The 23,368-nt window shown below is 64.1% G+C and carries 23 protein-coding genes; 11 read left to right on the top strand and 12 right to left on the bottom strand.

The window, feature by feature from the left end; all coding sequences use genetic code 11:
* Nucleotides 1-9 precede the first annotated feature (9 nt).
* Complete coding sequence (locus NKJ75_RS26585) at nucleotides 10-429, bottom strand: very short patch repair endonuclease (RefSeq protein ID WP_352500381.1); 420 nt, start codon at nucleotides 427-429, stop codon at nucleotides 10-12.
* 176 nt (nucleotides 430-605) lie between these two features.
* Here NKJ75_RS26585 and NKJ75_RS26580 point away from each other — a divergent pair, with 176 nt between their 5' ends.
* Nucleotides 606-1,529: a DUF5677 domain-containing protein gene (locus tag NKJ75_RS26580; protein ID WP_352500380.1), complete on the top strand. Its 924-nt coding sequence runs from the start codon at nucleotides 606-608 to the stop codon at nucleotides 1,527-1,529.
* On the opposite strand, the gene NKJ75_RS26575 is transcribed toward NKJ75_RS26580, so the two are convergent.
* On the bottom strand, nucleotides 1,526-2,398 hold the full coding sequence (locus tag NKJ75_RS26575) for an SGNH hydrolase domain-containing protein (protein WP_352500379.1): 873 nt from the start codon (nucleotides 2,396-2,398) through the stop codon (nucleotides 1,526-1,528). The genes NKJ75_RS26580 and NKJ75_RS26575 overlap by 4 nt on opposite strands.
* A 43-nt stretch (nucleotides 2,399-2,441) precedes the next feature.
* Here NKJ75_RS26575 and NKJ75_RS26570 point away from each other — a divergent pair, with 43 nt between their 5' ends.
* On the top strand, nucleotides 2,442-2,795 hold the full coding sequence (locus NKJ75_RS26570) for a cupin domain-containing protein (RefSeq protein WP_352500378.1): 354 nt from the start codon (nucleotides 2,442-2,444) through the stop codon (nucleotides 2,793-2,795).
* Between the two features lie 693 nt (nucleotides 2,796-3,488).
* Here NKJ75_RS26570 and NKJ75_RS26565 read toward each other — a convergent pair.
* From NKJ75_RS26565 to NKJ75_RS26550, 4 genes are all read right to left on the bottom strand, one after another.
* Entirely contained in the window at nucleotides 3,489-4,316 is an 828-nt protein-coding gene (locus NKJ75_RS26565; protein WP_023685454.1) for a metal ABC transporter permease, read from the bottom strand.
* Complete coding sequence (locus tag NKJ75_RS26560; protein WP_023685455.1) at nucleotides 4,300-5,094, bottom strand: metal ABC transporter ATP-binding protein; 795 nt, start codon at nucleotides 5,092-5,094, stop codon at nucleotides 4,300-4,302. Before NKJ75_RS26560 ends, NKJ75_RS26565 begins: the two co-directional genes overlap by 17 nt.
* A gap of 26 nt (nucleotides 5,095-5,120) precedes the next feature.
* The gene (locus tag NKJ75_RS26555; protein WP_023672495.1) at nucleotides 5,121-6,002 is read right to left on the bottom strand and encodes a metal ABC transporter solute-binding protein, Zn/Mn family; all 882 of its coding nucleotides are present in this window, start codon (nucleotides 6,000-6,002) and stop codon (nucleotides 5,121-5,123) included.
* Between the two features lie 232 nt (nucleotides 6,003-6,234).
* Nucleotides 6,235-7,296 carry a maleylacetate reductase gene (locus tag NKJ75_RS26550; protein WP_352500377.1) on the bottom strand — a complete coding sequence of 354 codons (1,062 nt, stop codon included), beginning with the start codon at nucleotides 7,294-7,296 and terminating at the stop codon, nucleotides 6,235-6,237.
* Nucleotides 7,297-7,605: 309 nt separating this feature from the next.
* Here NKJ75_RS26550 and NKJ75_RS26545 point away from each other — a divergent pair, with 309 nt between their 5' ends.
* From NKJ75_RS26545 to NKJ75_RS26520, 6 genes are all read left to right on the top strand, one after another.
* Entirely contained in the window at nucleotides 7,606-8,490 is an 885-nt protein-coding gene (locus NKJ75_RS26545) for an AraC family transcriptional regulator (protein WP_023672497.1), read from the top strand.
* A 228-nt stretch (nucleotides 8,491-8,718) separates the two neighbouring features.
* A complete protein-coding gene (locus NKJ75_RS26540) occupies nucleotides 8,719-9,783 on the top strand; it encodes an ABC transporter substrate-binding protein (protein ID WP_352500376.1) in 1,065 nt (354 codons plus the stop codon).
* A gap of 152 nt (nucleotides 9,784-9,935) precedes the next feature.
* Nucleotides 9,936-10,760: an ATP-binding cassette domain-containing protein gene (locus tag NKJ75_RS26535; protein WP_023715131.1), complete on the top strand. Its 825-nt coding sequence runs from the start codon at nucleotides 9,936-9,938 to the stop codon at nucleotides 10,758-10,760.
* Nucleotides 10,757-12,016: a sugar ABC transporter permease gene (locus tag NKJ75_RS26530; RefSeq protein ID WP_023672500.1), complete on the top strand. Its 1,260-nt coding sequence runs from the start codon at nucleotides 10,757-10,759 to the stop codon at nucleotides 12,014-12,016. The genes NKJ75_RS26535 and NKJ75_RS26530 overlap by 4 nt, the downstream gene beginning before the upstream one ends.
* A 28-nt stretch (nucleotides 12,017-12,044) precedes the next feature.
* Nucleotides 12,045-12,773 carry an SDR family oxidoreductase gene (locus NKJ75_RS26525; RefSeq protein ID WP_023735452.1) on the top strand — a complete coding sequence of 243 codons (729 nt, stop codon included), beginning with the start codon at nucleotides 12,045-12,047 and terminating at the stop codon, nucleotides 12,771-12,773.
* A 97-nt stretch (nucleotides 12,774-12,870) separates the two neighbouring features.
* Nucleotides 12,871-14,478 carry an FGGY-family carbohydrate kinase gene (locus NKJ75_RS26520; RefSeq protein WP_352500375.1) on the top strand — a complete coding sequence of 536 codons (1,608 nt, stop codon included), beginning with the start codon at nucleotides 12,871-12,873 and terminating at the stop codon, nucleotides 14,476-14,478.
* Between the two features lie 10 nt (nucleotides 14,479-14,488).
* On the opposite strand, the gene NKJ75_RS26515 is transcribed toward NKJ75_RS26520, so the two are convergent.
* The 6 genes from NKJ75_RS26515 to NKJ75_RS26490 are packed head-to-tail and all read right to left on the bottom strand — an operon-like array spanning nucleotide 14,489 to nucleotide 20,360.
* Nucleotides 14,489-15,418, bottom strand: a complete 930-nt coding sequence (locus tag NKJ75_RS26515; protein ID WP_031193489.1) for a phosphatidate cytidylyltransferase — start codon at nucleotides 15,416-15,418, stop codon at nucleotides 14,489-14,491.
* A gap of 39 nt (nucleotides 15,419-15,457) precedes the next feature.
* Nucleotides 15,458-16,126: a lysophospholipid acyltransferase family protein gene (locus NKJ75_RS26510; RefSeq protein WP_352500374.1), complete on the bottom strand. Its 669-nt coding sequence runs from the start codon at nucleotides 16,124-16,126 to the stop codon at nucleotides 15,458-15,460.
* A 3-nt stretch (nucleotides 16,127-16,129) separates the two neighbouring features.
* Complete coding sequence (locus NKJ75_RS26505; RefSeq protein ID WP_352500373.1) at nucleotides 16,130-16,564, bottom strand: hypothetical protein; 435 nt, start codon at nucleotides 16,562-16,564, stop codon at nucleotides 16,130-16,132.
* Between the two features lie 10 nt (nucleotides 16,565-16,574).
* On the bottom strand, nucleotides 16,575-17,930 hold the full coding sequence (locus NKJ75_RS26500) for a phosphatase PAP2/dual specificity phosphatase family protein (RefSeq protein WP_502903928.1): 1,356 nt from the start codon (nucleotides 17,928-17,930) through the stop codon (nucleotides 16,575-16,577).
* A 4-nt stretch (nucleotides 17,931-17,934) separates the two neighbouring features.
* Entirely contained in the window at nucleotides 17,935-19,716 is a 1,782-nt protein-coding gene (locus NKJ75_RS26495) for a bifunctional alpha/beta hydrolase/class I SAM-dependent methyltransferase (RefSeq protein WP_502903929.1), read from the bottom strand.
* A gap of 41 nt (nucleotides 19,717-19,757) precedes the next feature.
* Nucleotides 19,758-20,360, bottom strand: coding sequence for a CDP-alcohol phosphatidyltransferase family protein (locus NKJ75_RS26490; protein WP_352500371.1), 603 nt, complete (start codon nucleotides 20,358-20,360; stop codon nucleotides 19,758-19,760).
* A 238-nt stretch (nucleotides 20,361-20,598) separates the two neighbouring features.
* Here NKJ75_RS26490 and NKJ75_RS26485 point away from each other — a divergent pair, with 238 nt between their 5' ends.
* From NKJ75_RS26485 to NKJ75_RS26475, 3 genes are read left to right on the top strand one after another with little or no spacing between them, the layout of a single operon-like run.
* Entirely contained in the window at nucleotides 20,599-21,600 is a 1,002-nt protein-coding gene (locus NKJ75_RS26485) for a sugar phosphate isomerase/epimerase family protein (protein WP_023672509.1), read from the top strand.
* The gene (locus tag NKJ75_RS26480; RefSeq protein WP_023672510.1) at nucleotides 21,597-22,472 is read left to right on the top strand and encodes a MurR/RpiR family transcriptional regulator; all 876 of its coding nucleotides are present in this window, start codon (nucleotides 21,597-21,599) and stop codon (nucleotides 22,470-22,472) included. The genes NKJ75_RS26485 and NKJ75_RS26480 overlap by 4 nt, the downstream gene beginning before the upstream one ends.
* The gene (locus NKJ75_RS26475; RefSeq protein ID WP_023705145.1) at nucleotides 22,469-23,359 is read left to right on the top strand and encodes a ribokinase; all 891 of its coding nucleotides are present in this window, start codon (nucleotides 22,469-22,471) and stop codon (nucleotides 23,357-23,359) included. The genes NKJ75_RS26480 and NKJ75_RS26475 overlap by 4 nt, the downstream gene beginning before the upstream one ends.
* The last annotated feature ends 9 nt before the right edge of the window (nucleotides 23,360-23,368 follow it).

Genomic DNA, 23,368 nt, shown 5'->3' with positions numbered 1-23,368 from the left:
CTTTAATATCTATTGTGAATTCTTTGACCCCAGAAAGGCCACGACCGTCCTTAGCAATTTGGCCTTCTCGTTGATCTCGCACTCCCAAACCACCAAAGTTTGCCAACCCAGATGATGCAAGCGGCTCTCATTCTCCATATCACGAGCTTTGTTCCTTGCGAACTTGAGTTGCCAATAGTCTGTTCGCGTCTTGGGGATGTTGGCTGTTTTGCAACCTTCATGAGCATGCCAGAAGCAGCCGTGAACCAAGATCGCCTTGCGACGCGATGGAAATACGATGTCGGGAGCACCCGGGAGGTCACGGCGATGGAGGCGGAAGCGGTAGCCTTCAGCATGTAGCATGGACCGAAGCTGGACCTCAGGCTTTGTATCCTTGCTCCGAATAAGGGACATTCGGCGGCTGCGTTCCTTGGGGGTAAGCGTGTCCATGATCTTAGCGTAGGGCCTAAACTCCTGCTATCAAGTCCTGATAAAGTTGTAGATGGTGAGCAAACTTTGGCCTCTGGCAAAAGCGCGGCCGAGCGTACCTCCTGCAGCCCGGCCTCGCCATACTGCGCGGTGAAAAATTACGATAGGTTTAGAATGCCTGTTGCGGAGAGCTTCCGATGAACGACGACCGCGCCTCGCGGCGCATTTCACTGTCCGAGCTTCAGGAAGCAAACCTGGCATCAATCTCGGCAATTGTCTCCGAAATCGACGGACTGCTGGGCGATCAGTTGGCAGAAAGCGACGAGGTAACGCACACGCTTAGAGCATTGGTTCACTACCTATCCGGCCGGAGTCAGGCCGTATCGATGCTGGTCAGTTGGGGCTATGTATGGGATGCAGAAATCATCCTTAGATCCTTCTACGAGACAACGGCAAAAATCGTCTACATTTGCCTGTCGGATGTTTCGAAACGGAAAGCCCTGGCGACGGAATTCTGGCTCGACTTTGAGGCAATACATGCGCGAAAGACTGCAAGGATAGCTGAGTTTCCCGAAAAGCTTTTTAAAAAAACCGACAGCGCGTCGTCGGCGGTATTCTCCGCCTTGCGTGATCCCAAATTTTTCAACCCGGACGACAAGAGGTCGAAATCGGAGCGCAAGGCCATCGAACAGCGTTGGTCGTTCTCGGAAATTATCGAATCTCTAAGCAAGCTTCCCGACGGTGAATATGCATTGGGAGACATCAAGGTGCTGCTCCACATGTATGGAATGGCCAGTCACCTGATTCATGCTGACAAGACCGCTATGGATCTGATGACTGACCGGGCGCTGAGGGGACCGGCCGAGCGTCTGATACTGGAGGCGTCTCATGCGGGGAGGGTACTCTCCGATCAAACAAGCCTCTGGTTTTTCTGCGCGGATGCGATCCGCCGACATCTAGGGAAACAATTCCAGAATCCGAAAGGGTTATGGCTGTCGTTCGACAAGGTCCAGGACCTCGGTCGCCCTCTTTCGCAAATGTTCTCGGAAAGCCAGCGCGAGTTCTACGAACGGCTAGGACACTTGCCGCCAAGCGATAGTTGTCAAGATGGCACCCCCTAAAACAGCGCCCTCTCCACCGCCGGCTCCAGCGTCTCCGCGAACGGTGTCGCCAGGTGATGCTGGTCGCGGTAGGCGATCTTGCCGTTGATGAAGACGTGGCAGGTTCTGGCGTCGCAGAACTGGTTGGTCATGTCGATGTAGCTGGCGCCGGGCACGGCGCGCACGATGCTGCGCTCCACCGCCGCGTTGGCGTCGTTGGCGGCTTCGGTGCGCTTCTGGTCGCACAGCGACGGCTTTTCGCCGCGCCACAGCGCGCGCGACACGCAGGTGTCGACATGATCGTCGCTGAACGGCACGTCGCGGATGACGGCAACCTTCAGCCCGGGCCTGGCTGAACGCGGTGAGCGTCGCGTGCAGGCCGGCGCGCCTTCGGCATCCTGGCTGACGGGCGCCTGCGTGCCGGCCGACATCTTGTCCAGGCTGTCCAGCGCGATCTCCGAGATCACCACCAGGTTCGGCCGCGCGGCGATGATCTGCCGGATCGATTGCGCGCGCCATTGATCGCATTCGGTGTAGTTCCGCTTCAGCTTGGTCGCCCATACCGTCACCCGCGAGGCGCGGCAGCCGGATTTGAGCCAGGTGACGACCTTGGTGTCGTTCTTCTCGGCGGCCTCGATCAGCGGCGTCGACCAGTGGTCGGCATGCGAATCGCCGAACAGCGCAATCGACCGCCCGGCGTCCTTGTTGCCGAACACGCAGGCCTTCGGCGTTACCGTCTCAAAGGAGAGAATACAGCCGGCCGCGCGCGCCGTGGACGGCTGCGCGGCGCTGGCGGCGATGCAGGCAGGCGCTCCACGCGCGGCCACCGCCTCCTTCGCCAAATCTCCGACATCCGGGGTCGGCCCTTGCGTTGCCCCCGTCACACGCATCGGCTATCCAACCGGCAGCCATGCAATTCAAACGGAGCCTCCCATGACCAACACCACCATTTTCAAATTCGGCGCTGTCGAGCATGCCGAGGGCGGCGACTTGCCGGGCTGGATCGTTGTGGCGGGCCGGCCGACCATGCAGACCGCCGTGCAGCACACCACCGCCGATGGCAAGGTGCTGTCGGGCACCTGGCGGGCCTCGCCCGGCACTTATCACGCCACCTACACCGACTATGAGTTCGTGCACATGATCGCCGGCCGCATCATCATCACGCCCGATGGCGGCACGCCGGTCGAGGTCGGTCCGGGCGATGCGTTCGTGGTCGAAGCCGATTTCAAGGGCACCTGGCAGATCATCGAGCCGGTAACCAAGCACTTCGTCGTCAGGCTTGCTTGATCGCGTCGTCAGGAGTGTCTGATCGGTGCCGATACACGTCGGCCGGCGCGGTTCATCGCCAGCGTCCCCCTCGCCCAGCAGGGGGAGGGGGACGTAGCGAAGCGAATATCGGTTAAGAGGGCGTCACCTCGTTCGCTTCGAACCGATGCGGATCGAAAAGCTGAGACGATGGCGTTCTGCGGAGCCTGGTCGGGAGAACGCAGGCCAGGACTGCTGCCGGGTCGCCGGCGCGTCAGCCAAGAGCGAGCGGCGCACTTCGAGAGTGCATGCCGCCCGTCCGGCGCCGGGCCGTCAATGCTGTTGTTACGAAACCCCCCAGCCCCGTCTCAACCGCCACGGCCATGGCGTGACCCATGGCTTGCTATACGCATGCAGCACCGCGGTCTGTCAACGCCGCCCGCAATGGCCGCGGGAGGTCCCTTTTGCGCCTCCCGGCCAGCTTTCCAGCCGGCCTCGCGCAAGCCTCTCGCCGCTGCAAAATGCGCTTGAAATGGCGGTTTTCCGGGTGTTCCGGCCGCTCCGGAGCGGCCCTTTGGCGCGACAGAGGTCGCGATCTAGGCGATTGGATGAATTTGTCTTTCCCGGCTGAAACGTTTCAGGAGCCGGTTTGTAAACCTGACTTTTTTTGGGTGTATTTCCCTCACGTCAGTTTTGCACTCCAGCCGGCCCGATCGACCCGCCGGAGGGCAAGCCTCAGGGGCCGGCGTCGGCGCTCTGAGTCTCTCGGACCGACGGGCGCCGGACCATGCCGCTGACGACATAGGCCGCCGCGCCCAGCGCCGTGATCCAGAAGCTCGTCGGCCAGTCGGTCAGGAAGGCGAGCGTCAGGCTGATCCAGGCGATGATCACGGCAAGCGCGATGGACGTCAGCACGCCGGCTCCGACGCCGCTGGTAAGCCTGAGCGCGGTGGCTGCAGGCGCCACCATCAGCGCGAAGACGAGCAGCACGCCGACGATCTGCACCGCCTCGGACGTGGCGACGGCGACCAGCACCATGAACAGGGTCGAGACAAGAGTGAGGGGCACGCCGCGCGCTTCGGCGAGTTCCGGCTGCAGGCTGGCGAACAGCAGCGGCCGCGCGATCAGCAAAAGCGCGACAAGGATCGCCACCGCCAGCACCGCAAGCACGATAACGGTGCGCAGGCTGATGCCCAGCACATTGCCGAACAGCACGTTGGTCGCCTGCGAGGCGAAGGCGGTGTAGAAATGCAGGAACAGCAAGCCCAGGCCGAGCGACAGCGTCAAAACGATGCCGATGGCGACGTCGCGATGCGCGCGTTCGCCGAGCAGGCCGATGCCGATGCCGGCGGCGACGGTAAACACGGTGAGGCCGAGAAACGGCGACAGCCCGATCAGGCCGGCGCCGGTGGCGCCCGGAAAGCCGACATGGGAGAGCGCATGACCGGCGAAGGTCTGGCCCCGAAGCACGAGGAAATAGCCGACCGCGCCCGAAACGATGCCGACGATGGTGCAGGCATAGAAGGCGTTGCGCATGAATTCATAGTCAAAGATCGTGGACATGCGCCCCGCTCTCCAGTTCGACATCGTCGGCCATGACGAAGATGCGGCCGGCAACCCGCACCACATTGATATGCGTGCCGTAGAGTTTCGACAGCACCGGACCGCTGATGACCTCGTCGACGGAACCGATCGCCGCCTTGCGGTTGCCGAGATAGAGCACGCGGTCGACGGCGCGCAGCAGCGGGTTGATCTCGTGCGAGCAGAACAGCACGGCAATGCCGAGCCGTTCGCCGATCTGATGCACCAGGTCGATGATCGCGCGCTGATGGCCCGCATCGAGGCTGATCAGCGGCTCGTCGAGCAAAAGCAGTTGCGGATTGCCGATCAACGATTGCGCGATCAGGATGCGCTGGCGCTCGCCACCGGAAAGCTCGCCCAGCGGCCGCCGCGCAAGGTCGCCGGCGCCCACCTCTTCAAGAGCCTTCCACGCCGCCTCCTTCTCGGCAGCCGATGCGACGGGCCAGCCCCAGCGATGCCCGCCGGCGGCACTCAGCACGAAGTCGAGGCCGCTGACGCCGACATCGCCAAGCGCGCGCCGCGCCTGCGGCATATAGCCGATGTCGGCGTTGCCGCGCGTCGGCGATTTGCCAAGCACCGAAATGGCGCCGCCGGCCGGTTTGATCAGGCCGAGAATGGCGCGCAGCATCGTCGTCTTGCCGGCGCCATTGGCGCCGAGCAGGCCGACAAAGGCGCCTTGCGGTAGAGAAAAGGAGACGTCGGATAAAACCCGGCGTCCCCCATAGGTCAGCGTGACTTTGTCGAATTCGATTGCGTTCATTTAGTCACATTCATTCGCAGTCACGTTCATTGTGTGCGGGCGGCGAGCGCCTTCTGAACCGCGTCGATCTGGCCGCCGAACCAGGTCTGGATCGTCTGGCCCGCCGGTTCCGTCTCGGTGACGCCGATGACCGTGACCTTATTCTGCCTGGCGATGTCGAGCAGCCTTGTCGTTGCCTCGTCGGTCACCTGCGAATTGTAGAACAGGATCTTGGCCGAGCCGTCCTTCAGGCTGTTTTCGAACGCCGCCACCTGCGTGGCGCTCGGCTCCGCATCGTTCATCAAGGCCACCTGGAAATCGTAGTTCAGCATCTTGAGACCGAGCGCTTCCGCCATGTAGCCGAAGACCGGCTCGGTAGCCGTCACCTCGGTGCCAGCGTACGTCTTCTTGACGTCGGCGATTTCCTTGTCAATGGCCTCGAGCGAGGTCTGGAATGCCTTCAGGTTCGCCTCGTAGTGCACCGCATTGGCCGGATCGCGTTTGGCAAGATCGGCGCTCAGCGCCTTGGCGATGGCCGGCAGCGTCGCCGGGTCGTACCACAGATGCGGGTTGTCGCCCGACTTCTTGCCGATCAGGTCGGCGGCGACGATGGTCGTGCGATCCTTGGCTGTCGAGGCCGACAGCAGCTTGTCCATCCACGGATCGTAGTCGGCGCCGTTGTAGATGACGATCTTGGCGTCGGCGATGGTGCGCGCCGTCGACGGGCTGGTCTCGAACAGATGCGGATCGTCGTCGGGATTGGCCAGGATGCTGGTGACCGTGACGTTGCTGCCGCCGATCTGGCGGGCAAGATCGCCATAGAAATTCTCGGCTGCCACGATGGTCAGCTTGTCTTCGGCGCGGGCAGCCGTGCCGGTCAAAAGCGGCACCGCGACGAGCAGCGCGGCGAGAAAGGGAATGCGACGCATCCGTGGTCTCCTTGCAGTCTGAAAGGTATGTCGCCGGAGAGGCGGGCTGTGTAACTGTATAACAGTAACAATATAACGTTTGCGTCGAAAATACGGCTGATGTCAATGGGCTTGTTGAGCCGCTCAGTTTTTCACGCGCACATATGCGTGAGCGGCCTGCGCCGATCAGGCGGAGCCACTCGTGGCGGTATCCTGATGAATTCGCGGCGGGTAAGTTCCTTGCTTGTTGCCGTCAGTTTTGCGGACGCCTTCCCTCCCACGCGTCCTGCAACAGGGCGCGGATTGCGGCGCGGTCGAAAGGCCGCGGATTCCAGTATGGGTTCCTGGTCGCGATCTCAGCGGCGCGGTCGAGATCGGCCTGCATGAGGCCGAGTTCTTTCAATGTAAGGGGCGCGCCGACCGCCTTGGCGAAATCGTGGAGACCGCCGCCCGCACTGCCGCCAAACAAGTCGGCGACCGGCTTCAACGAGTCGGGCACCGCGACGGCGTTGAAGCCGATCGTGTGCGGCAACATCACCGCATGGGTCTCGGCATGCGGCATGTCGAAAGAGCCGCCCAGCGTGTGACAGATCTTGTGATGCAGCGCCATGCCGACGGCGCCGAGCACCGTACCGCACAGCCAGGCGCCGTAAAGCGCATCGCTGCGTGCATCGATATTTCCAGGCTCCTTGGTCAACACCGGCAGCGCCGCCGTCATGGCGCGCAATCCTTCTTTCGCCATCAGGGTGGAAATCGGATGGCGATCCTGCGCGTAAAGCGCTTCGGCCGCGTGCGCCACGGCGTTGAGTCCTGACGCGACGCTCATCGCTATCGGCAGGCCGACGGTCAGCTCTGGATCGTAGATCACCACTTCCGGCAGGATCCTTGCGTCACGCATTGTGGTTTTTTCGCCGTTCTCGGTCTGACCGAGGATCGGCGTCACCTCCGAGCCGGCATAGGTGGTCGGGATGACGATCTGCGGCAGGTCGGTGCGCCAGGCGATCGCCTTGCCGAGACCGGTGGTAGAGCCGCCGCCAAGCGCGACAACGCAGTCAGCCTTGACCTCGGTCGCCTTGGCCATTGCCGTTTGGGTTACCTCGACCGGCGTGTGCATGGCGGCGCCCGAAAAGGTGCCGGCCGCCAGCGCGCCGAGGGACTTGGCAAGCGCCTCGCCGTCGGCAGCCCGATGCGGCGTCGACAGCACCAGCGCGCGATTGCAGCCGAGTTTTTCGATCCAGGTGCCCACCTCGGACGACGCGCCATTGCCGAAGACAATATGCGCAGGGCTGCCGGAGTAGGTGAACGTCCTTGTCATGCCGATCCGCTCCCTTTGCATATTGTCACTGTGACGGAGCCGAAATCGAGCGACCAGCTCTCGCCGCCGGCGACATCGTTTGCGTCGTCACCGTCTCGCAAGCGGGGCCTGATCTCTCCCGCGTACTCGCATACGTATCGCCTTGACCACAAAAACGTCAAAAAAGTATCAGTGAGGTGGACACACCGTGGTGGCGGCTGCATGAATTGCCGCCTAAGCTTCGATCACTGCAGAGAGCGGCAAACGCGGCCTGCGGGAGATGGCACTGCAACTGGTCGCATGACCGGACCGGCGCCGGGAGGAACTGACATGAATCCGGACTTGGAAGTCGTCCAGATCAGACGCGGCGAGTCGTTCAAGGCCTGGGCCCACGGCTACCCCTTCCACACGGTGCGCTGGCACTTCCACCCCGAATACGAAATCCATCACGTCGTCGCCACCACGGGCCATTATTTCGTCGGTGACTTCATCGGCGAGTTCGAGCCCGGCAATCTCGTGCTCACCGGCCCGAACCTGCCGCACAACTGGGTCAGCGACGTGCCGGCAGGCGCCAGCGTGCCGCTGCGCGGCCGCGTCGTGCAGTTCTCGCAAGAGTTCATTGCCGACGCCACCGCCGCGTTGCCGGAACTTGCCGGTTGTGAAAACATTCTCGAGCTCAGCCGCCGCGGCGCGCTGTTCTCCACCGCTACCGCCAAGCTCGCCGCACCTGTGCTGGCCGAACTGGTCGAGGCGCAAGGCGTTCGCCGCATCGCTTTGTTCATGGAGCTCATCGACATTCTGAGCCGCGCCGCCGATGTGCGGACGCTGACCAGCGCCAGCTATCTGCCGGATCCCTCAGGCTTCATGTCGGCCGGCGTCAACAAGGCGCTTGCCTATATCAACGCCAACCTGACCGAGCCGTTCAGCGAAAGCGATCTGGCGGCGATCGCCGGCCGCAGCCCGAGCGCGTTTTCGCGCAGCTTCCGCCGCCATACCGGCATGGCGCTGGTGCAGTATGTCAACCGGCTGCGCATCAACCTTGCCTGCCAGTTGCTGATGAGCGAGGCCGACATGCCGATCACCGAGATCTGCTATGCCGCCGGCTACAACAACATCTCGAATTTCAACCGCCAGTTCCTGACCCAGAAAGGCATGTCGCCTTCGCGCTTCAGGGCCCTGCTGGCGGAAAACATCAGCGCGGAGATTGCCGCCTAACAGGGAGGACCGGGAGGAGCCTAGACGTTTACTGAGGTAAGAACGCGGGGTGCGTTGGAGGCGCCCCGTGCTGGAGATCGCTTGTCCCGAAATCCAGGGATATCAAGGGGATGCGCAGCACGGATCAAGTGCTCCGTTGTTCCTCGCAACAGCCGACTGCAGTCAAGGCCCGGCGCCATGTGGTGTCCAGGGCTTCATGAAACCATTCCTTGAAACGGAGCTATCAAAATGACCAGATTTGCCTGGAAATCGACGGGAGCCATTGCGCTCACTCTGTCTCTTCTTGGCGGCACCGCTGCCTTTGCCGCCCCGGTTACCGACGCCACGGTCGCCTTCTTGATGCCCGACCAGGCCTCGACGCGCTACGAGCAGCACGACTATCCCGGCTTCGTCGCCGAGATGAAAAAACTCTGCCCCGGCTGCAAGGTGATCTACCAGAACGCCGATGCCGACGCCTCGCGCCAGCAGCAGCAGTTCAACTCGGTAATCTCGCAGGGCGCCAAGGCGATCGTGCTTGACCCTGTCGACTCGACCGCCGCCGCCTCGCTGGTCAAGCTGGCGCAGAGCCAGGGCGTCAAGGTCATCGCCTATGATCGCCCGATCCCGACTGCACCTGCCGACTTCTACGTCTCGTTCAACAATGAAGGCATCGGCAAGGCCATTGCCGACTCGCTCGTCGAACACCTCAAGGCGCTGAAGGTCGACCCGGCCAGCGGCGGCCTGCTGCAGATCAACGGATCGCCGACCGACGCGGCCGCAGGGCTGATCAAGAAGGGCATCCATTCCAGCCTCGACAACAGCGGCTACAAGATCCTTGCCGAATACGACACGCCGGAATGGGCGCCGCCGAAGGCGCAGCAATGGGCAAGCGGCCAGATCACCCGCTTCTCCACGCAGATCGTCGGCGTCGTTGCGGCCAATGACGGCACCGGTGGTGGCGCCCTCGCCGCTTTCAAGGCCGCCGGTGTCGATCCGGTGCCGCCGGTGACCGGCAACGACGCGACGATCGCCGCACTGCAGCTGATCATCGCCGGCGATCAGTACAACACCATCTCCAAGCCGAGCGAGATCGTTGCGGCGGCTGCCGCCAACGTCGCCGTCCAGCTTCTGTCGGGCGAGACGCCGAAGGCCGAAATGACCCTCTACGACACTCCTTCGCAGCTGTTCACGCCGGCGGTGGTGACGCAGGAAAACCTAAAGGCCGAGATCATCGACAAGAAGATCAACACCGCCGAAGAGCTTTGCGTCGACCGCTACGCCGAAGGTTGCAAGAAGCTCGGCATTACAAAGTGACAATGCAGGTCGCCCAAAATCGCGCAGCGGTTTTGGGATAACGACATGCATAAAAGGATGACCTAGAATCCTGATCCTGCTTTCCGGCCGCCCTTGCGGTGGCCGGAAGTTCGCAGTCACTCTTGACCGCCCATCCGGAAAGGTTTGCCACCATGTCTGACATCTCTGACGGACCGGTTTCGGCAGGCGAGCTGGTGCTCAGCCTGCGCGGCATCTCGAAGAATTTCGGCGCCGTTTCGGCGCTCACCGATATCGATCTCGATGTCCATGCCGGCGAGGTGGTGGCGCTGGTCGGCGACAATGGCGCCGGCAAGTCGACGCTGGTCAAGATTCTGGCCGGCGTCCACCAGCCGAGCTCGGGCACCATCAATTTCCGCGGCAGGCAAGTGACGATGCCCGACCCGAGCGCCGCGCTGACGCTCGGCATCGCCACCGTCTTCCAGGATCTCGCACTGTGCGAAAACCTCGACGTCGTCGCCAACATCTTTCTCGGCAAGGAGATCAACCCGCTGCGGCTGGACGAGGTGGCGATGGAAATTCGCGCCTGGACGCTGCTCAACGAATTGTCGGCGCGTATTCCAAGCGTCCGCGAGGCGGTCGCCTCGCTGTCCGGCGGCCAGCGCCAGACCGTGGCGATCGCCCGCTCGCTGCTGCTCGACCCCAAGGTCATCCTCCTCGACGAGCCGACCGCCGCTCTTGGCGTCGCCCAGACGGCGGAAGTGCTGAACCTCATCGACCGGGTGCGCGAGCGTGGGCTCGGCGTGCTGATGATTAGTCACAATATGGAGGACGTGCGCGCCGTCGCCGACCGCATAGTCGTGCTCAGGCTCGGCCGCAACAACGGCGTCTTCGAACCCGACGCCTCGAACCAGGAACTGGTCAGCGCCATCACCGGCGCCGCCAACAATGCAGTGTCGCGCCGCGCCGAACGGCGCAAGGCCGCCGAACAAGCGAACAATCAGGAGCAGCGGCCATGAGCGCGGAGCCCAAGCAGGACACCTCCTCGTCGACGGCCCTCGACCGCAGCGACGTGCGCGTCAAGCACCAGGCCGGCGTTGGTGGCGCCATCAGCGCCTTCTTCGACCGCGTCCGCTCCGGCGACCTCGGCTCGTTGCCGGTCATCGTCGGCCTGGTCATCATCTGGAGCGTGTTCACCGCCCTCAATCCGGTCTTCGTCTCGTCGAGCAATCTGGTCAATCTCCTGTTCGACTGCTCGACCGTCGGCGTCATCGCGCTCGGCATCGTCTGTGTGCTGATGGTCGGTGAGATCGACCTGTCGGTCGGCTCGATCAGCGGCTTTGCCTCGGCCATGGTAGGCACGCTGTGGGTCAACCAGGGCTGGCCGGTGGCGCTCGCCATCCTCGCCGCAATTGCCGTCGGCGGTTTCATCGGCGCGCTCTATGCCTTGCTGTTCAACCGGCTCGGCATGCCAAGCTTCGTCTCGACGCTCGCCGGCCTGCTCGCCGTGCTCGGCCTGCAGCTGTATATTCTGGGCTCCACCGGCTCGATCAATCTGCCCTATGGCTCGAACCTGGTGAATTTCGGCCAGTTGCTGGTCATGCCGGACTGGCTGTCCTATGCACTGGCGGCATTGCCCGGCATCGTCATGCTGATCAGCGGCCTGCGCACCGTCAGCCGCCGCCGGGCCGTCAATTTGTCGGCGCCGTCTGTCGGCGGCCTCATCGTGCGCGTCGCCGCCCTGACCATCCTGCTCGAACTGATCGTCGGCTATCTCAACCAGGCGCGCGGCATACCGTGGATGTTCGGCCTGTTCGTCGGCCTGGTGGTGGCGATGAACTATGCGCTGACCCGCACCCAATGGGGCCGCTCGATGACCGCCGTCGGCGGCAACCGCGAAGCGGCGCGCCGCGCCGGCATCAAGGTGCGCTCGATCTACCTCAGCGCCTTCGTCATGTGCTCGATGTTCGCCGCCCTTGGCGGCGTGCTGTCGGCGGCGCGGCTGGCCTCTGCCAGCCAGCAGGCCGGCACCGGCGACGTCAACCTCAACGCCATTGCGGCGGCGGTCATAGGCGGCACCAGCCTGTTTGGCGGCCGTGGCAGCGCCTATTCCGCGCTGCTCGGGATCATCGTCATCCAGTCGATCGCCAGCGGGCTGACCTTGCTCGATCTGTCATCGTCGCTTCGCTACATGATCACCGGCGCCGTTCTGGCAATTGCGGTCATCGTCGACTCCCTGGCACGCCGCTCGCGGGTTTCCCACGGCCGCGCCTGAACGCAACCGCAATCGATACGAGGATAGAATGGCTCAGGATTTGAGTGGAAAGGTCGCGGCGATCACCGGCGCCGCGTCGGGCATAGGCCTGGAATGCGCGAGAGCGCTGATTGCCGCCGGCGTTCGCGTTGTGCTCGTCGACCGCGCCGCCGACGCGCTGAAAAGCGTCTGCACCGAACTCGGTCCCAACGCGATCCCGCTGGTGATCGATCTGATGGAGCCGGCCAGCGTCGCGACGATGATGCCGCAAATCCTGGACAAGGCCGGCCAGCTCGATATCTTCCACGCCAATGCCGGCGCCTATGTCGGAGGCCCGGTGCTCGAAGGCGACCCCGATGTGTGGGACCGCATGCTGAACCTCAACATCAACGCGGTGTTCCGTTCCATACACGCCGTGCTTCCGCATATGGTCGAACGAAAGACCGGCGACATCATCGTGACGTCCTCGATCGCCGGACTGGTGCCGGTGGTCTGGGAGCCGATCTACACCGCCTCCAAGCATGCCGTGCAGGCCTTCGTCCACACGGTGCGCCGGCAGGTCGCCCCGCACGGCCTGCGCCTCGGCGCGGTGCAGCCGGGGCCGGTGGTGACAGCGCTGATCAGCGACTGGCCGAAGGACAAGCTTGAGGATGAACTGGCCAAGGGCGGCCTGATTCAACCGGTCGAGGTCGCCGAAGCCGTGCTGTTCATGCTGACTAGGCCGAGAAATGTCACTATCCGGGATCTGGTGATCCTGCCGCAGAGCAATGATTTGTGAGGCAGTAGGCATTAGGCAGTAGGGAATGGGGAGAGGCTCTTGCAACTGGCCGTTCACTGCTGACCATCTCGCCTACTGCCTAACTTCTGAGGTTCCCATGTCCCACTTCCTCGGCATCGATGTCGGCACTGGCAGTGCCAGGGCGGGGGTATTCGACAGCAAGGGCACCATGCTTGCCTCGGCGAAGCGCGACATCGCTCTGTTCATCGAGCCCGGCGAAATCGCCGAACAGTCGAGCGAGGACATCTGGCGTGCGGTTTGCGCCAGCGTGCGCGAGGCGGTGACCAAGTCGGGGCTCGCTGGGCGCGACATTGCTGGCATCGGCTTCGACGCCACCTGTTCGCTGGTCGTGGTCGGCAAGGACGGCGCGCCGTTGCAGGTCGGCAGTTCCGGCGACAGTCAGCGCAACATCATCGTCTGGATGGATCACCGCGCGCTCGACCAGGCGCAGCGCATCAATGCCGGCAAGCACGCCGTGCTCGACTATGTCGGCGGCACCATCTCGCCGGAAATGGAAACGCCGAAGCTGCTGTGGCTGCGCGAGAACCTGCCCGCCACCTTCGATGCGGCCGAGCATTTCTTCGACCTGACCGACTATCTGACCTGGCGCTCGACCGGCAGCCTGGCCCGCTCGATCTGCACGCTGACCTGCAAATGGACCTATCTCGGCCATGAGCGGCGCTGGGACGACGCCTATTTCCGTGCCGTCGGCCTCGGCGCGCTCGCCGATGAAGGCTTTGCCCGCATCGGCACCGAAATCGTCGAAGGCGGCACGGCACTTGCCCAAGGCCTGACTGAGGCCGCCGCGGCCGATCTCGGCCTGCTGCCGGGAACGCCGGTTGCGGCCGGCCTGATCGATGCCCATGCCGGCGGCGTCGGCACGGTTGGCGGGCAGGGCTCGGTCGGCACCTTGCAGTCGCGCATGGCCTATGTGTTCGGCACTTCGGCCTGCACCATGGCCAGCACCAGCGAGCCGGCCTTCGTGCCCGGCGTCTGGGGTCCGTATTTTTCCTCGATGGTGCCGGGGCTTTGGCTCAATGAAGGCGGGCAATCGGCGGCGGGTGCTGCAATCGACCACCTCGTCGCTTTCCATCCGGCCACGGCTGAGGCATCCGCAAAAGCCAATGCGGAAGGTCTCGGCCTGACCGCTTGGCTTGGTCAGCAGGCGGCGAAACAGTCCGCCGACCTGTCCGCAGTAGCGCACCTAGCCGATGGACTGCATGTCGTGCCGGAATTCCTCGGCAACCGCTCGCCCTTCGCCGATCCTGAGTCCAAGGCCCTGATCGCCGGGCTTGGCATGGACACGTCCCTCGACAGTCTGGTCGCGCTCTATGTCGCCGGCCTGCTGGGCATCGGCTACGGCGTTCGCCAGATCCTGGCGGCGATGGCCAAAAAAGGCATTGCCATCGACACTGTCGTCGTCAGCGGCGGTGCGGCGCAAAGCGAGCTGGTACGTCAGCTTTTGGCCGACACCACAGGCCTGACCGTCGCCGGTTCGACCTCGCCCGAACCGGTGCTGCTCGGCTCAGCCATATTGGCTGCGGTGGCGGCGCAAAAATTTCCCGATGTGATCGCGGCGATGACCGGCATGTCGCGCATCGGCGACATCTATCGCCCGGCCGGTGGCGACCTCGTGCCCTGGCACGACAAGCGCTTCGCCGCCTTCGAATTGCTGCAGCAGGCAGGCCGGGCCATCCGCGATTGAACGGCTTCGCTCACGTCCAGAAATAGCGGACGATGTGGAAGAACACCGGTGCGGCGAAGACCAGGCTGTCGGCGCGGTCCATCATGCCGCCGTGACCCTCGATCAGGTGACCCCAGTCCTTGACGCCCTGGTCGCGCTTGATCGCCGACGCCACCAGCCCGCCGAGGAACCCCATCAGGCAGGCGATGAAGGCGACGCCTGCCGCCGCCAGCGGCGAGAACGGCGTCAGGAACGACAGCAGCGCGCCGAGAAGGCTCGATGCCACCAGCCCGCCGCCCAGCCCTTCCCAGGTCTTCGAGGGCGAGACGGAGGGCGACAGAAGATGCCTGCCGAACAGCTTGCCGAAAATGTATTGCAGCACGTCGCTGCCTTGCACGGTGATGATCAGGAAGGCGATGAGCAGGAGGTTGCGGCCCTCGAAACCGGGCACGTTGAGGGTCAGCAGCGCCGGCACATGGCTGACGCAGTAGACCGAGATCATGACCGCCCATTGCTGCGCGGACACGCGCTCGAGGAAGCGCTCGGTGTCGCCGTTGAGCGCGGTGACCGCCGGCATCAAGAGGAAGCAGTAGACGGGGATGAAAATGGTGAAGAGCCCGTACCAGGCGGTCCACACCAGCCAGTACTGGAAGGGAATGATGATGCCGAACATGCCGAGCAGCACCCAGTGGTCGCTGCGCCGGCTGTGCGTCAGCGTCACGAACTCGCGCAGCGCGGCAAACGAGATCAGCGCAAACAGGATGGTCATGCCGGTGCGGCCGAAGAAGAAGGCGACGGTGATCGCCAGCACCATCACCCACCAGGCGTTGATGCGCTGGTTCAAGTTGACGAGCGTCGAGGGCAGCGGCTTCGGCGCCCGCCATGAGAGGATACCGGCAACGATGCTCGCCATGGTCAGCACGCAGATCAGGCCGGCCAGCAGGATGACGGTTTCATGCATTGGCGGCAGTGTCATACGAAGTCTCTTTGCCTGGTCATGCTAGTGGTCCCGATCGGGACGCGGGTTGAGCGACAGCAGCGTCTGGCGCGCGCGCTCGAGGAAGGTGTGGCGTTCTTCGCCGGGCGCGATCGCCACCGGCGGACCGAAGACGACGCGGCACAAAAGCGGCACCGGTAGGAACTGGCCCTTGGGCAGCACGCGCGACATGTTCTCGATCCAGCACGGGATGAGTTCGACATCCGGCCGCGCCATCGACAGATTGTAGAGGCCGGAGCGGAACGGCAGCAGATCCGCCTCCGTCGTGTTGCGAGTGCCTTCGGGAAACAGGATCAGCGAGTGGCCGTCGTCGAGCACCGACAGCATGATCGAGATCGGGTGTTGCGTTTCGTCGGTCCACTGCCGGTGGATGAGCACGGACGACAGCATGTCCTGCGCGATGAAGCGGCGCAGCCGCGACTTGCCCCAATATTCGGCCGCCGCGATCGCATGGGTGCGGGCGCGCACCTTCTCGCTCAGACAAGCCGACAGCAGGATGAAATCACCATGGCTGGCATGGTTGGCGAAGTAGATGCGCTGCCGCTCCGACGGCTGGCTGCCGTTCCAGATTGGTCTGACGCCGGTTACCACCCAGGCCGCCGCCGACAGGCCGACCGACGTCACCGTCTGCAGCAAGGTGAAGGTGTTGGCGCGCAGGTGAAGTTTTGTCATGGCTCAAACAAACGCTGCGAAAAGGGATGCCGCAGCAAACATGGCGAGCGCCATGCGCTGCCTTGTCAGCAGGCGGCGCGTGCCTGCCATGCGATGGTCGAGCGAGCGGCCGCCGGCAGTGGTGGATTTCAGGCGCATGCGCGCCAGCACATCGTCGACCGCGGCACCCCCGGCGGCCTCGCTGGCGTGGCTTGCCATCAGCCGGAACAGCAGCGCATCGAACAAAAGCAAGGCCGAAAGAGCCAGCGTGGCCACGGCGCTCGCCGCCGTGACCAGCCAGGCCGCCGCGGACAGCGCTGTCGTCTGCGGTCCGGCCACCAGGCCGATGACCGGCGCTGCCATCACAGCCGCGACCACCAGCAGGATCGGCCACACCGCCTGCACCATCAGCCCGGCGGCGAATATTTCGGCCTTCTCGGGAAAATTGTCGCCACTCATGCCGGCCAACTCATGTCGGTTCTTCCAGCCCCGGTTCATCCAGCCCGATCTGAAGGTGCACGGGCCTTCCCGACGCGGCGAGTTTCTTGCGCGCCTGTGCAGCTGTGTACGAGCGCCCCGTCACCACCAGCCAGTCGGCGACGATGGCCGCACTGCGCTGGAAGCCGAGCGCGCAGCAGACCAGGACGGTGCCGCGCCGGCGCGCCAGCTCGATCGCCGCCACGGCCCGCTCCAGCCTGTCGTGAGGCGGCGCCACGAGGTCGAGCATCGCGTAGCTGATCCAGCGGCAGGTCACGCCACCGGGCCGTTCCAACTCGCCGGCAAGGTCGATCACCGTGCCGAAACGGTTGGCCTCGTCGGCACTCGGAAACCGGCCGAGGAAAACACCGTCGGTGATCTCCACTTGCGGCGCCAGTTGGCGGGTCCATACCCACACATTGATCCGGGCGCCAAGCCGGTAGGGCAGGAGCAGGATACGGTTGGCCAGTGAGACGCTACCATCGGCTGCCTTCTGGAACACTTTGGCGCCGGCCCCAGCATAGCCGAAGGCGACGATGGCCAGCGCCAATGCCGGCCACAACAGGATGAGAAAATCGGCGGAGACCAACGCGCCCTCGGCAGCGCCGGCCAAGGCAAGGGCCGCCCCCAGCCCGTAATAACCCGCCAGCCGCCGCGCCCTTGGGTCGGCGGTCAACCGAAAACCCCAGAATGGCAGCTCGCCGTTGGACGGAAACAGCCACAGCGCAAACAGGCCGAGCAGGGCGCCGGTCGGAATGTCGATGAAATGATGCTGCCAGGTCGTCAGCACCGAGGCGCCGATGAGAAAACACCAGACGTGCCAGACCGGGCGGAGAATGCCGCCGAGACGGTGACGTGCCAGAACGTGACGCCAATGGTCCCAGATGATCACCAGGAGTGCGATGTGCAGGGATGGCGCTTGGTTGAACGGCTTGTCGAAACCACCGAGCACCGCAAACAGGAAACCCGGCAAGCCGGTGGTTTCCGGCCGCACGAAGGTCGCCGTCAGCGGGAACGCGACGAAGCAGGCGACGGCAATGATCTGCGCCGAGAGATAGCGGCCGGCGAGCCGGTCGACGCCGCGCCTGGTCGTGTTGAGCAACAGCGACAGGCCGTAGAACAGATTGATAGACCAGTAGGGCACGATCGTCCAGGCGACGAACGGGATGGCGTGTTCCCAGGCAAACACGATGCTGCCGACATGGTCGCGCCGCGACGCCAGCCAGTTGGCGAAGCCGTAGGTCGAATAGAAGAACGGCGCCAGCAGCGCCAGCCAAAGGGCGGCCCTCAGCACGATACCCAAATTGTGTTCCCGAGCCGGGGCAGGGTCAGTCGCAGGTGCGGCCATGGTCTCAGACGCGCCGAGCGACCGAAACAGTGAAGATGCCCCATTGGTCGATGCGCTGGTCGATCTTCTCGAAACCGGCCGCCGTCACCAACTGGTCCATCTCGCCCTGCGTGCGCCGCCGCATCACCCAGGCCTGGCCGCCGCGATGCGAGGTCAGGCTGCGCGCGATCATCTCCAGCTGCGGATGCCACGGCTGATTGGTGTAGACGAGCAGGCTGCCGGACTGCATGGCGCTCGCCAGCCCGCCGAGCGAGCGGGAAATCATCGTATTGTCGGCGAACAATTCGTAAAGTCCGGAGACGATGGCGAGGTCCGGCGCCGGGGTCAACCCAGCCAGCATGTCGGCATCGAAGGCGTCGGCCTGATGGAAGGTAACGCTGGTCGGCAGACGCCGCTCGGCGATCAGCTTCGAGCCGAGCCCGACATTGAGTTCGGAATAATCCTGCAGCCGCACGCTTGCTGGTGGTTCAGTGCATTTGGCGACGGCATCGAGCACATAGCGGCCGTGACCGGCGGCGATGTCGAGCATGTGGACGGGACGGCCGGCTGCCTTCAGGCTGGCGGCGGCGTTGCCGATCAGCTCTTCCAGATGCAGCTTGCGCTGGCGGATGCCGCGCCAGCCGATGGCGTCGAGGAAGGTGCGGTCTATCATGCGGCCGATGAAGCCGATGCCGCGCGCGTCGTTCTCGTAGACATAGTCGAGCGTCGAGCCGGAATCGAAGCCGGTGGCGATGCCGGTCTTCATGCCCGAAGACAGCCAGGCGCCCATGCGGATCGAGGCGCGGCTTATCGCCCAGTAGATACCCTTTGGCGACAGCAGCGCCAGCGGCGAGGCCAGCCTCTCGGCCTCGTCGCGGGTGTAGCCGGCGCGGTCGGCCTGAAGCAAGTCGATGGTTTTCTCCGGCGTGGCAAATTGCTTTTCGAGGAATGGCCGGATCAGGTCCAGCGCCTGCTTGCGATCGCGCTCGCCCAGCGTGTCGTGGAAGAAGCCGGGCAGCACATGCCGCTCCTTGGCGCTGCTGCCGAGATTGACGAAGAACTCGTGCTGCGGTCCATGCCGCACCACCCAATCGCTGCCGGAGATCAAGAGCTGCGTCGGCGCGGTGATGGCGCGCGCGTCCGAGACGATGCGGGCAGCGTGGTCGTAAAGCTCGACCAGGATGTTGGAGGCGATCGGTCGCGTGATCAGCGGATCGGCGTCGAAGGAAGCGATGCGCTCGGCATCATGCGTCAGGAACTTCGCCTTGACGTAGGAATTGACGAAGAAGCGGCCCTTGAGCTTCTGCCACAGCGCAATGCCCTCCTTGGCGAAGGGCACGTAGAGCTTGACCGAAAAGGCCGGTGAAGCCACCACCAGCGCGCGGATGTCGGGCGCATGGTCATGCACCCAGGCAGCGGCCAGCACGGCGCCGAAGGACTGCGCGATCAGCGCGATGTCGCGCTGGCCAAAACCATCCCGGCCGATCTCACGCACCAGGCACTCGATGTCACGAACCAGGGCGGCAAAGGATGGCGCATAGCCGCGCTCGCCGGCCGAGCGGCCATTGCCGCGCGCGTCCCAGGCGTAGAAGGCATGGTCGGGCATGGCGAGTTCGTCGACCAGATGCGCCATGCGGCCGCCATGCTCGTGGCCGCGATGGAACAGAAGGATCGCACCCTTTGGCGTCGACCCGGCGGCCGGCCAGTAGCGGTAGAAGATCTCGGTGCCGTCATGGCTCTTGAACGTGCGCTCCTGCGCGATGCGCTCGAGGCTTGCCGGTGCTCCGGCTGCAATGGTCTGGTGGATCATGGTTTCCCTCTGGCGGTCGGGTGCCTGACGCTTTGGCATCATGCGCCGCCCGCTCTAAGGCCGCCGCGTATCCGGTTGATGGCGGTTACGACTGACAGTGTAGCCATGACCGGAAACACAAAGGGCACAATCGCTTGGAACCACAGGCCGCAGGCGATGAGGAAGGCGATGACGCCGAGCGCCAGGGCCCGGTCGCTCTTGCCGAACGGCCCGGCATAGTTGCGCCCGCTGCCTGCGGCAACGCCAAGCACGCCGGCGAACTCGACCAGCATGGCGGTAATAGAGAAGGCGACGACACCCCAGGCCGGGAACAAGGTGGCAAAGGCCAGGATCAGCGCTAGGTCCGAGACGACGTCGCAGAGTTCGTTGAGATACATGCCGAGTTTTGATGCTTGTCCATGTTCCCTGGCCAGCATCCCGTCAATGGCGTTGAGCGCCATGCGCACAAACAGCACCACCGGCATCAACAGGAACACCAGGGGACGGAAGGCAAAGGCAGTGACCACCAGGCCTGTGGCGATGGACAGTGCTGCGGCGAGAAGCGTGATCTGGTTGGCGGTGACGCCGGCATCGGCCAGCCGGTCGGCCAACGGCCGCAGCCTGGCCTGAAAGGCCGGTTTCAGTTGATAAAGCGTTGGCATGTGCGATCCCCCAACCGCGGCTCATGACAGTGTCGGCCAGATTGGTCAATCGGCAGGCAGGGCGCAAGGGCTCGCACCAGCATCCGCACCGTTGCGGGACTCGAAACTCCCGGCATGGATGCAGAGGCGCAGCCGAAGATCTCGGCCAAGCAGGATGTTGCGCGCTACAAACCGCCTCGCAAATGATAACTTTACAAATACTCGTATTTATGTGAAGTAAATCACTGAAAGGTCGATCATGACAAACAGTCGCTTCGCCACCCGCCTGAATTCCTTCGCCTCGCGGCCGCAAGCCGAATGGCCTGATCTCACCGGCAAGCCGTCCATGCTGCAGATGGCCACTCGCGCGGCCAAGGTCGACGGGTTGACCGATCTTGATCTTAATTTCCCCGATCATGTCAGTGAAAAGCCGGCTGAAATCGCCCGAAAGCTCGGCGATTTCGGGCTTTCCATCAATGGCTTTGCCATGCGTTACTACTCCAATCCGGCCTTCAAGCTCGGCGCCTTCACCAATCCGGACCCGGCGGTGCGCCGCGAAGCCATCGACTTGACCAAGGCCGGTATCGATGCGGTGCGCGCGGCCGGCGCCAGTCTGATGACGCTGTGGCTGGGCCAGGATGGCTTCGACTATGCATTTCAAACTGACTATGCGACGCTCTGGCAGCACGAAATCGAGGGGATTCGTGAAGTTGCCGCGCATGATCCCGGCTGCCAGATCAGCCTGGAGTACAAGCCTAACGAACCGCGCTCCTACTCGCTGATGCCGGATGCGGCGACCACCTTGCTGGCGATCCGCGAGGTCGGCCTACCCAATCTCGGCGTCACGCTCGATTTCGCCCATGTGCTCTATGCCGACGAACAGCCGGCCTTCGCCGCGGCGCTGATCGCTCGCCACAGCAAGCTGCTCGGCGTCCATCTCAACGATGGCTATGCCAAGCGCGACGACGGCCTGATGGTCGGCGCGGTGCACACGCTGCAGACCATCGAACTGCTGTGCCAGATCCGTCGCGACGGCTACGCCGGCGCCATCTACTTCGACACTTTCCCCGACATGACCGGGCTCGATCCGGTGCGCGAATGCGAAGTCAACATCGCCACCGTCAAGCGCCTGCTGCGCGTTGTCGACCGGCTGGAGAAGGATAACCGCCTGTCCGCCGCGATGGCCAGCCAGGACGCCGTGACGTCGCAGGCTATCGTCCAGGAAGCCATGCTCGGGCCGGAGACGAGGGGACGTGGATGACGTTGAGCAATCTCGATCTGAAAGCCGTGGGGCCGCGCATCCGCATGATGATGCCGCATCTCACCCCGCTTGAGGCCAAGGTGGTGGAAACCGTCTTCGGCCGGCGCGGTTTCGACGAGACCATTCCGCTCAAGCAGATCGCCGAGGAGGCCGGCGTGTCGGAGGCGATGGTGGTCAAGATCGCCAAGAAACTCGGCTTCTCCGGCTACCGCGACTTCCGCACCGCCGTCTATGAATACAGCCGCCTCCCGACCGCCGAGATGCACCAGGAACTGTCGGTCGACGACAGCTCGGCCGAGATCGTGCAGAAAGTGTTCCGCACCTCGATCCAGGCGCTGGAGGAGACGCTCGCGATCCTCGACATGGACGATTTCGACCGTGCCGCCGATCTGCTCTACCGCGCCAGGAACCGCGATTTCTATGGCGTCGGCGGCTCCGCCCAGATCGCCCGCGATGTCTCGCACAAATTCCTGCGCATCGGCATCCGCGCGTCTGTCTATGACGACTCGCACATGATGCTGATGTCGGCCTCGCTCCTCGGCGCCGACGACATCGCCGTCGGCTTCTCGCATTCCGGCAACACGTCGGCCGTCATCGACGCCATCCATCTAGCCCGCAAGAGCGGCGCCCGCACGCTGGCCATCACCAACTACGACAACTCGCCGCTGGCCCAGATTGCCGACATCGTGCTGTGCTCGACCGCGCAAGGCTCGCCGCTGATGGGCGAAAACGCGGCGGCGCGCATCGCGCAGCTCAACATCCTCGACGCTTTGTTCGTGGCGGTGGCGCAGCGCGACTATCAGGCGGCGGAGCGCAATCTCGGCCGCACCATGTCGGCCGTCACCTCGAAACGAAAAGACCGGGGCACATGACGGTTCCGCTGGTCACCGTCTTCGGCAGCCTGCACTACGACATCATGGTCGACGCGCCCGACCGTCCGCGTAAGGGCGAGACGGTGACCGGCCGTGCCTGGCAGCCGAAATGCGGCGGCAAGGGCGGCAACCAGGCGGTCTCGGCGGCACGCGCCGGCGTGCGCGCGGCGATGATCGGCGCCGTCGGCGACGACGATTTCGGCACGGCGCTGCTGGCCAATCTAGATCGCGCCGGCGTCGATCGCCGCTTCGTGCGCGTGGCGGCAGGCGCAGGCTCCGGCATGAGCGTGGCGATCTTCGACAGCGATGGCGACTATGGTGCGGTGATCGTCTCCGGCAGCAATCTCACGCTGGACGATGATGACGTCGTGGCAGCAAGGGAGGTGGTGGTACAGACGGCAGTGCTGTTGCTGCAAAACGAAGTGCCCGACGCCGCAAACATCGCTGCCGCGCGCGCGGTGAAGGCATCCGGCGGCCGCGTCGTGCTCAACGCCGCACCGGCGCGAACACTGTCGGCCGAATTGACCGCGCTGATAGACATCGTCATCGTCAACGCCATCGAAGCGGAATTTTTGGCCGGCATTCCGGTCGTCGATACGCTCGCCGGCGCAACCGAAGCCGCGCGGCGGCTGATCGATGCCTACCCCTCGGCGATCGTCACCGCCGGCGGCGAAGGCGTCGCCTATTGCGACCGGACCGGCGCGGCCTTCGCGCTGGCGGCCGTCCCCGTCAAGGTCGTCAGCACCCATGGCGCCGGCGACGAATTCGTCGGCGCCTTCGCGGCAGGCCTTGCGCGTGGCCATCAGATGGAAGCAGCGATTGCCGCAGCCAATGCCACCGCCGCCTTGCTGGTGGCGACACCGGAGGGAGAGCGCAGCTCGCGTTGAAAACTCAGG

It is taken from the genome of Mesorhizobium sp. M0058 (assembly GCF_040323095.1).
Classification (GTDB): domain Bacteria; phylum Pseudomonadota; class Alphaproteobacteria; order Rhizobiales; family Rhizobiaceae; genus Mesorhizobium.
This window is presented reverse-complemented; position numbering and strand designations above follow the sequence as displayed.

Coding starts and splice junctions, on each gene's coding strand:
- NKJ75_RS26490 (WP_352500371.1), bottom strand. CDS start 20,360: ATGCCAACGCTTTATCAACTGAAACCGGCCTTTCAGGCCAGGCTGCGG.
- NKJ75_RS26540 (WP_352500376.1), top strand. CDS start 8,719: ATGACCAGATTTGCCTGGAAATCGACGGGAGCCATTGCGCTCACTCTG.
- NKJ75_RS26555 (WP_023672495.1), bottom strand. CDS start 6,002: ATGCGTCGCATTCCCTTTCTCGCCGCGCTGCTCGTCGCGGTGCCGCTT.
- NKJ75_RS26500 (WP_502903928.1), bottom strand. CDS start 17,930: ATGGCCGCACCTGCGACTGACCCTGCCCCGGCTCGGGAACACAATTTG.
- NKJ75_RS26505 (WP_352500373.1), bottom strand. CDS start 16,564: ATGAGTGGCGACAATTTTCCCGAGAAGGCCGAAATATTCGCCGCCGGG.
- NKJ75_RS26475 (WP_023705145.1), top strand. CDS start 22,469: ATGACGGTTCCGCTGGTCACCGTCTTCGGCAGCCTGCACTACGACATC.
- NKJ75_RS26485 (WP_023672509.1), top strand. CDS start 20,599: ATGACAAACAGTCGCTTCGCCACCCGCCTGAATTCCTTCGCCTCGCGG.
- NKJ75_RS26530 (WP_023672500.1), top strand. CDS start 10,757: ATGAGCGCGGAGCCCAAGCAGGACACCTCCTCGTCGACGGCCCTCGAC.
- NKJ75_RS26525 (WP_023735452.1), top strand. CDS start 12,045: ATGGCTCAGGATTTGAGTGGAAAGGTCGCGGCGATCACCGGCGCCGCG.
- NKJ75_RS26520 (WP_352500375.1), top strand. CDS start 12,871: ATGTCCCACTTCCTCGGCATCGATGTCGGCACTGGCAGTGCCAGGGCG.
- NKJ75_RS26550 (WP_352500377.1), bottom strand. CDS start 7,296: ATGACAAGGACGTTCACCTACTCCGGCAGCCCTGCGCATATTGTCTTC.
- NKJ75_RS26510 (WP_352500374.1), bottom strand. CDS start 16,126: ATGACAAAACTTCACCTGCGCGCCAACACCTTCACCTTGCTGCAGACG.
- NKJ75_RS26575 (WP_352500379.1), bottom strand. CDS start 2,398: ATGCGTGTGACGGGGGCAACGCAAGGGCCGACCCCGGATGTCGGAGAT.
- NKJ75_RS26535 (WP_023715131.1), top strand. CDS start 9,936: ATGTCTGACATCTCTGACGGACCGGTTTCGGCAGGCGAGCTGGTGCTC.
- NKJ75_RS26570 (WP_352500378.1), top strand. CDS start 2,442: ATGACCAACACCACCATTTTCAAATTCGGCGCTGTCGAGCATGCCGAG.
- NKJ75_RS26580 (WP_352500380.1), top strand. CDS start 606: ATGAACGACGACCGCGCCTCGCGGCGCATTTCACTGTCCGAGCTTCAG.
- NKJ75_RS26560 (WP_023685455.1), bottom strand. CDS start 5,094: ATGAACGCAATCGAATTCGACAAAGTCACGCTGACCTATGGGGGACGC.
- NKJ75_RS26565 (WP_023685454.1), bottom strand. CDS start 4,316: ATGTCCACGATCTTTGACTATGAATTCATGCGCAACGCCTTCTATGCC.
- NKJ75_RS26515 (WP_031193489.1), bottom strand. CDS start 15,418: ATGCATGAAACCGTCATCCTGCTGGCCGGCCTGATCTGCGTGCTGACC.
- NKJ75_RS26545 (WP_023672497.1), top strand. CDS start 7,606: ATGAATCCGGACTTGGAAGTCGTCCAGATCAGACGCGGCGAGTCGTTC.
- NKJ75_RS26585 (WP_352500381.1), bottom strand. CDS start 429: ATGGACACGCTTACCCCCAAGGAACGCAGCCGCCGAATGTCCCTTATT.
- NKJ75_RS26480 (WP_023672510.1), top strand. CDS start 21,597: ATGACGTTGAGCAATCTCGATCTGAAAGCCGTGGGGCCGCGCATCCGC.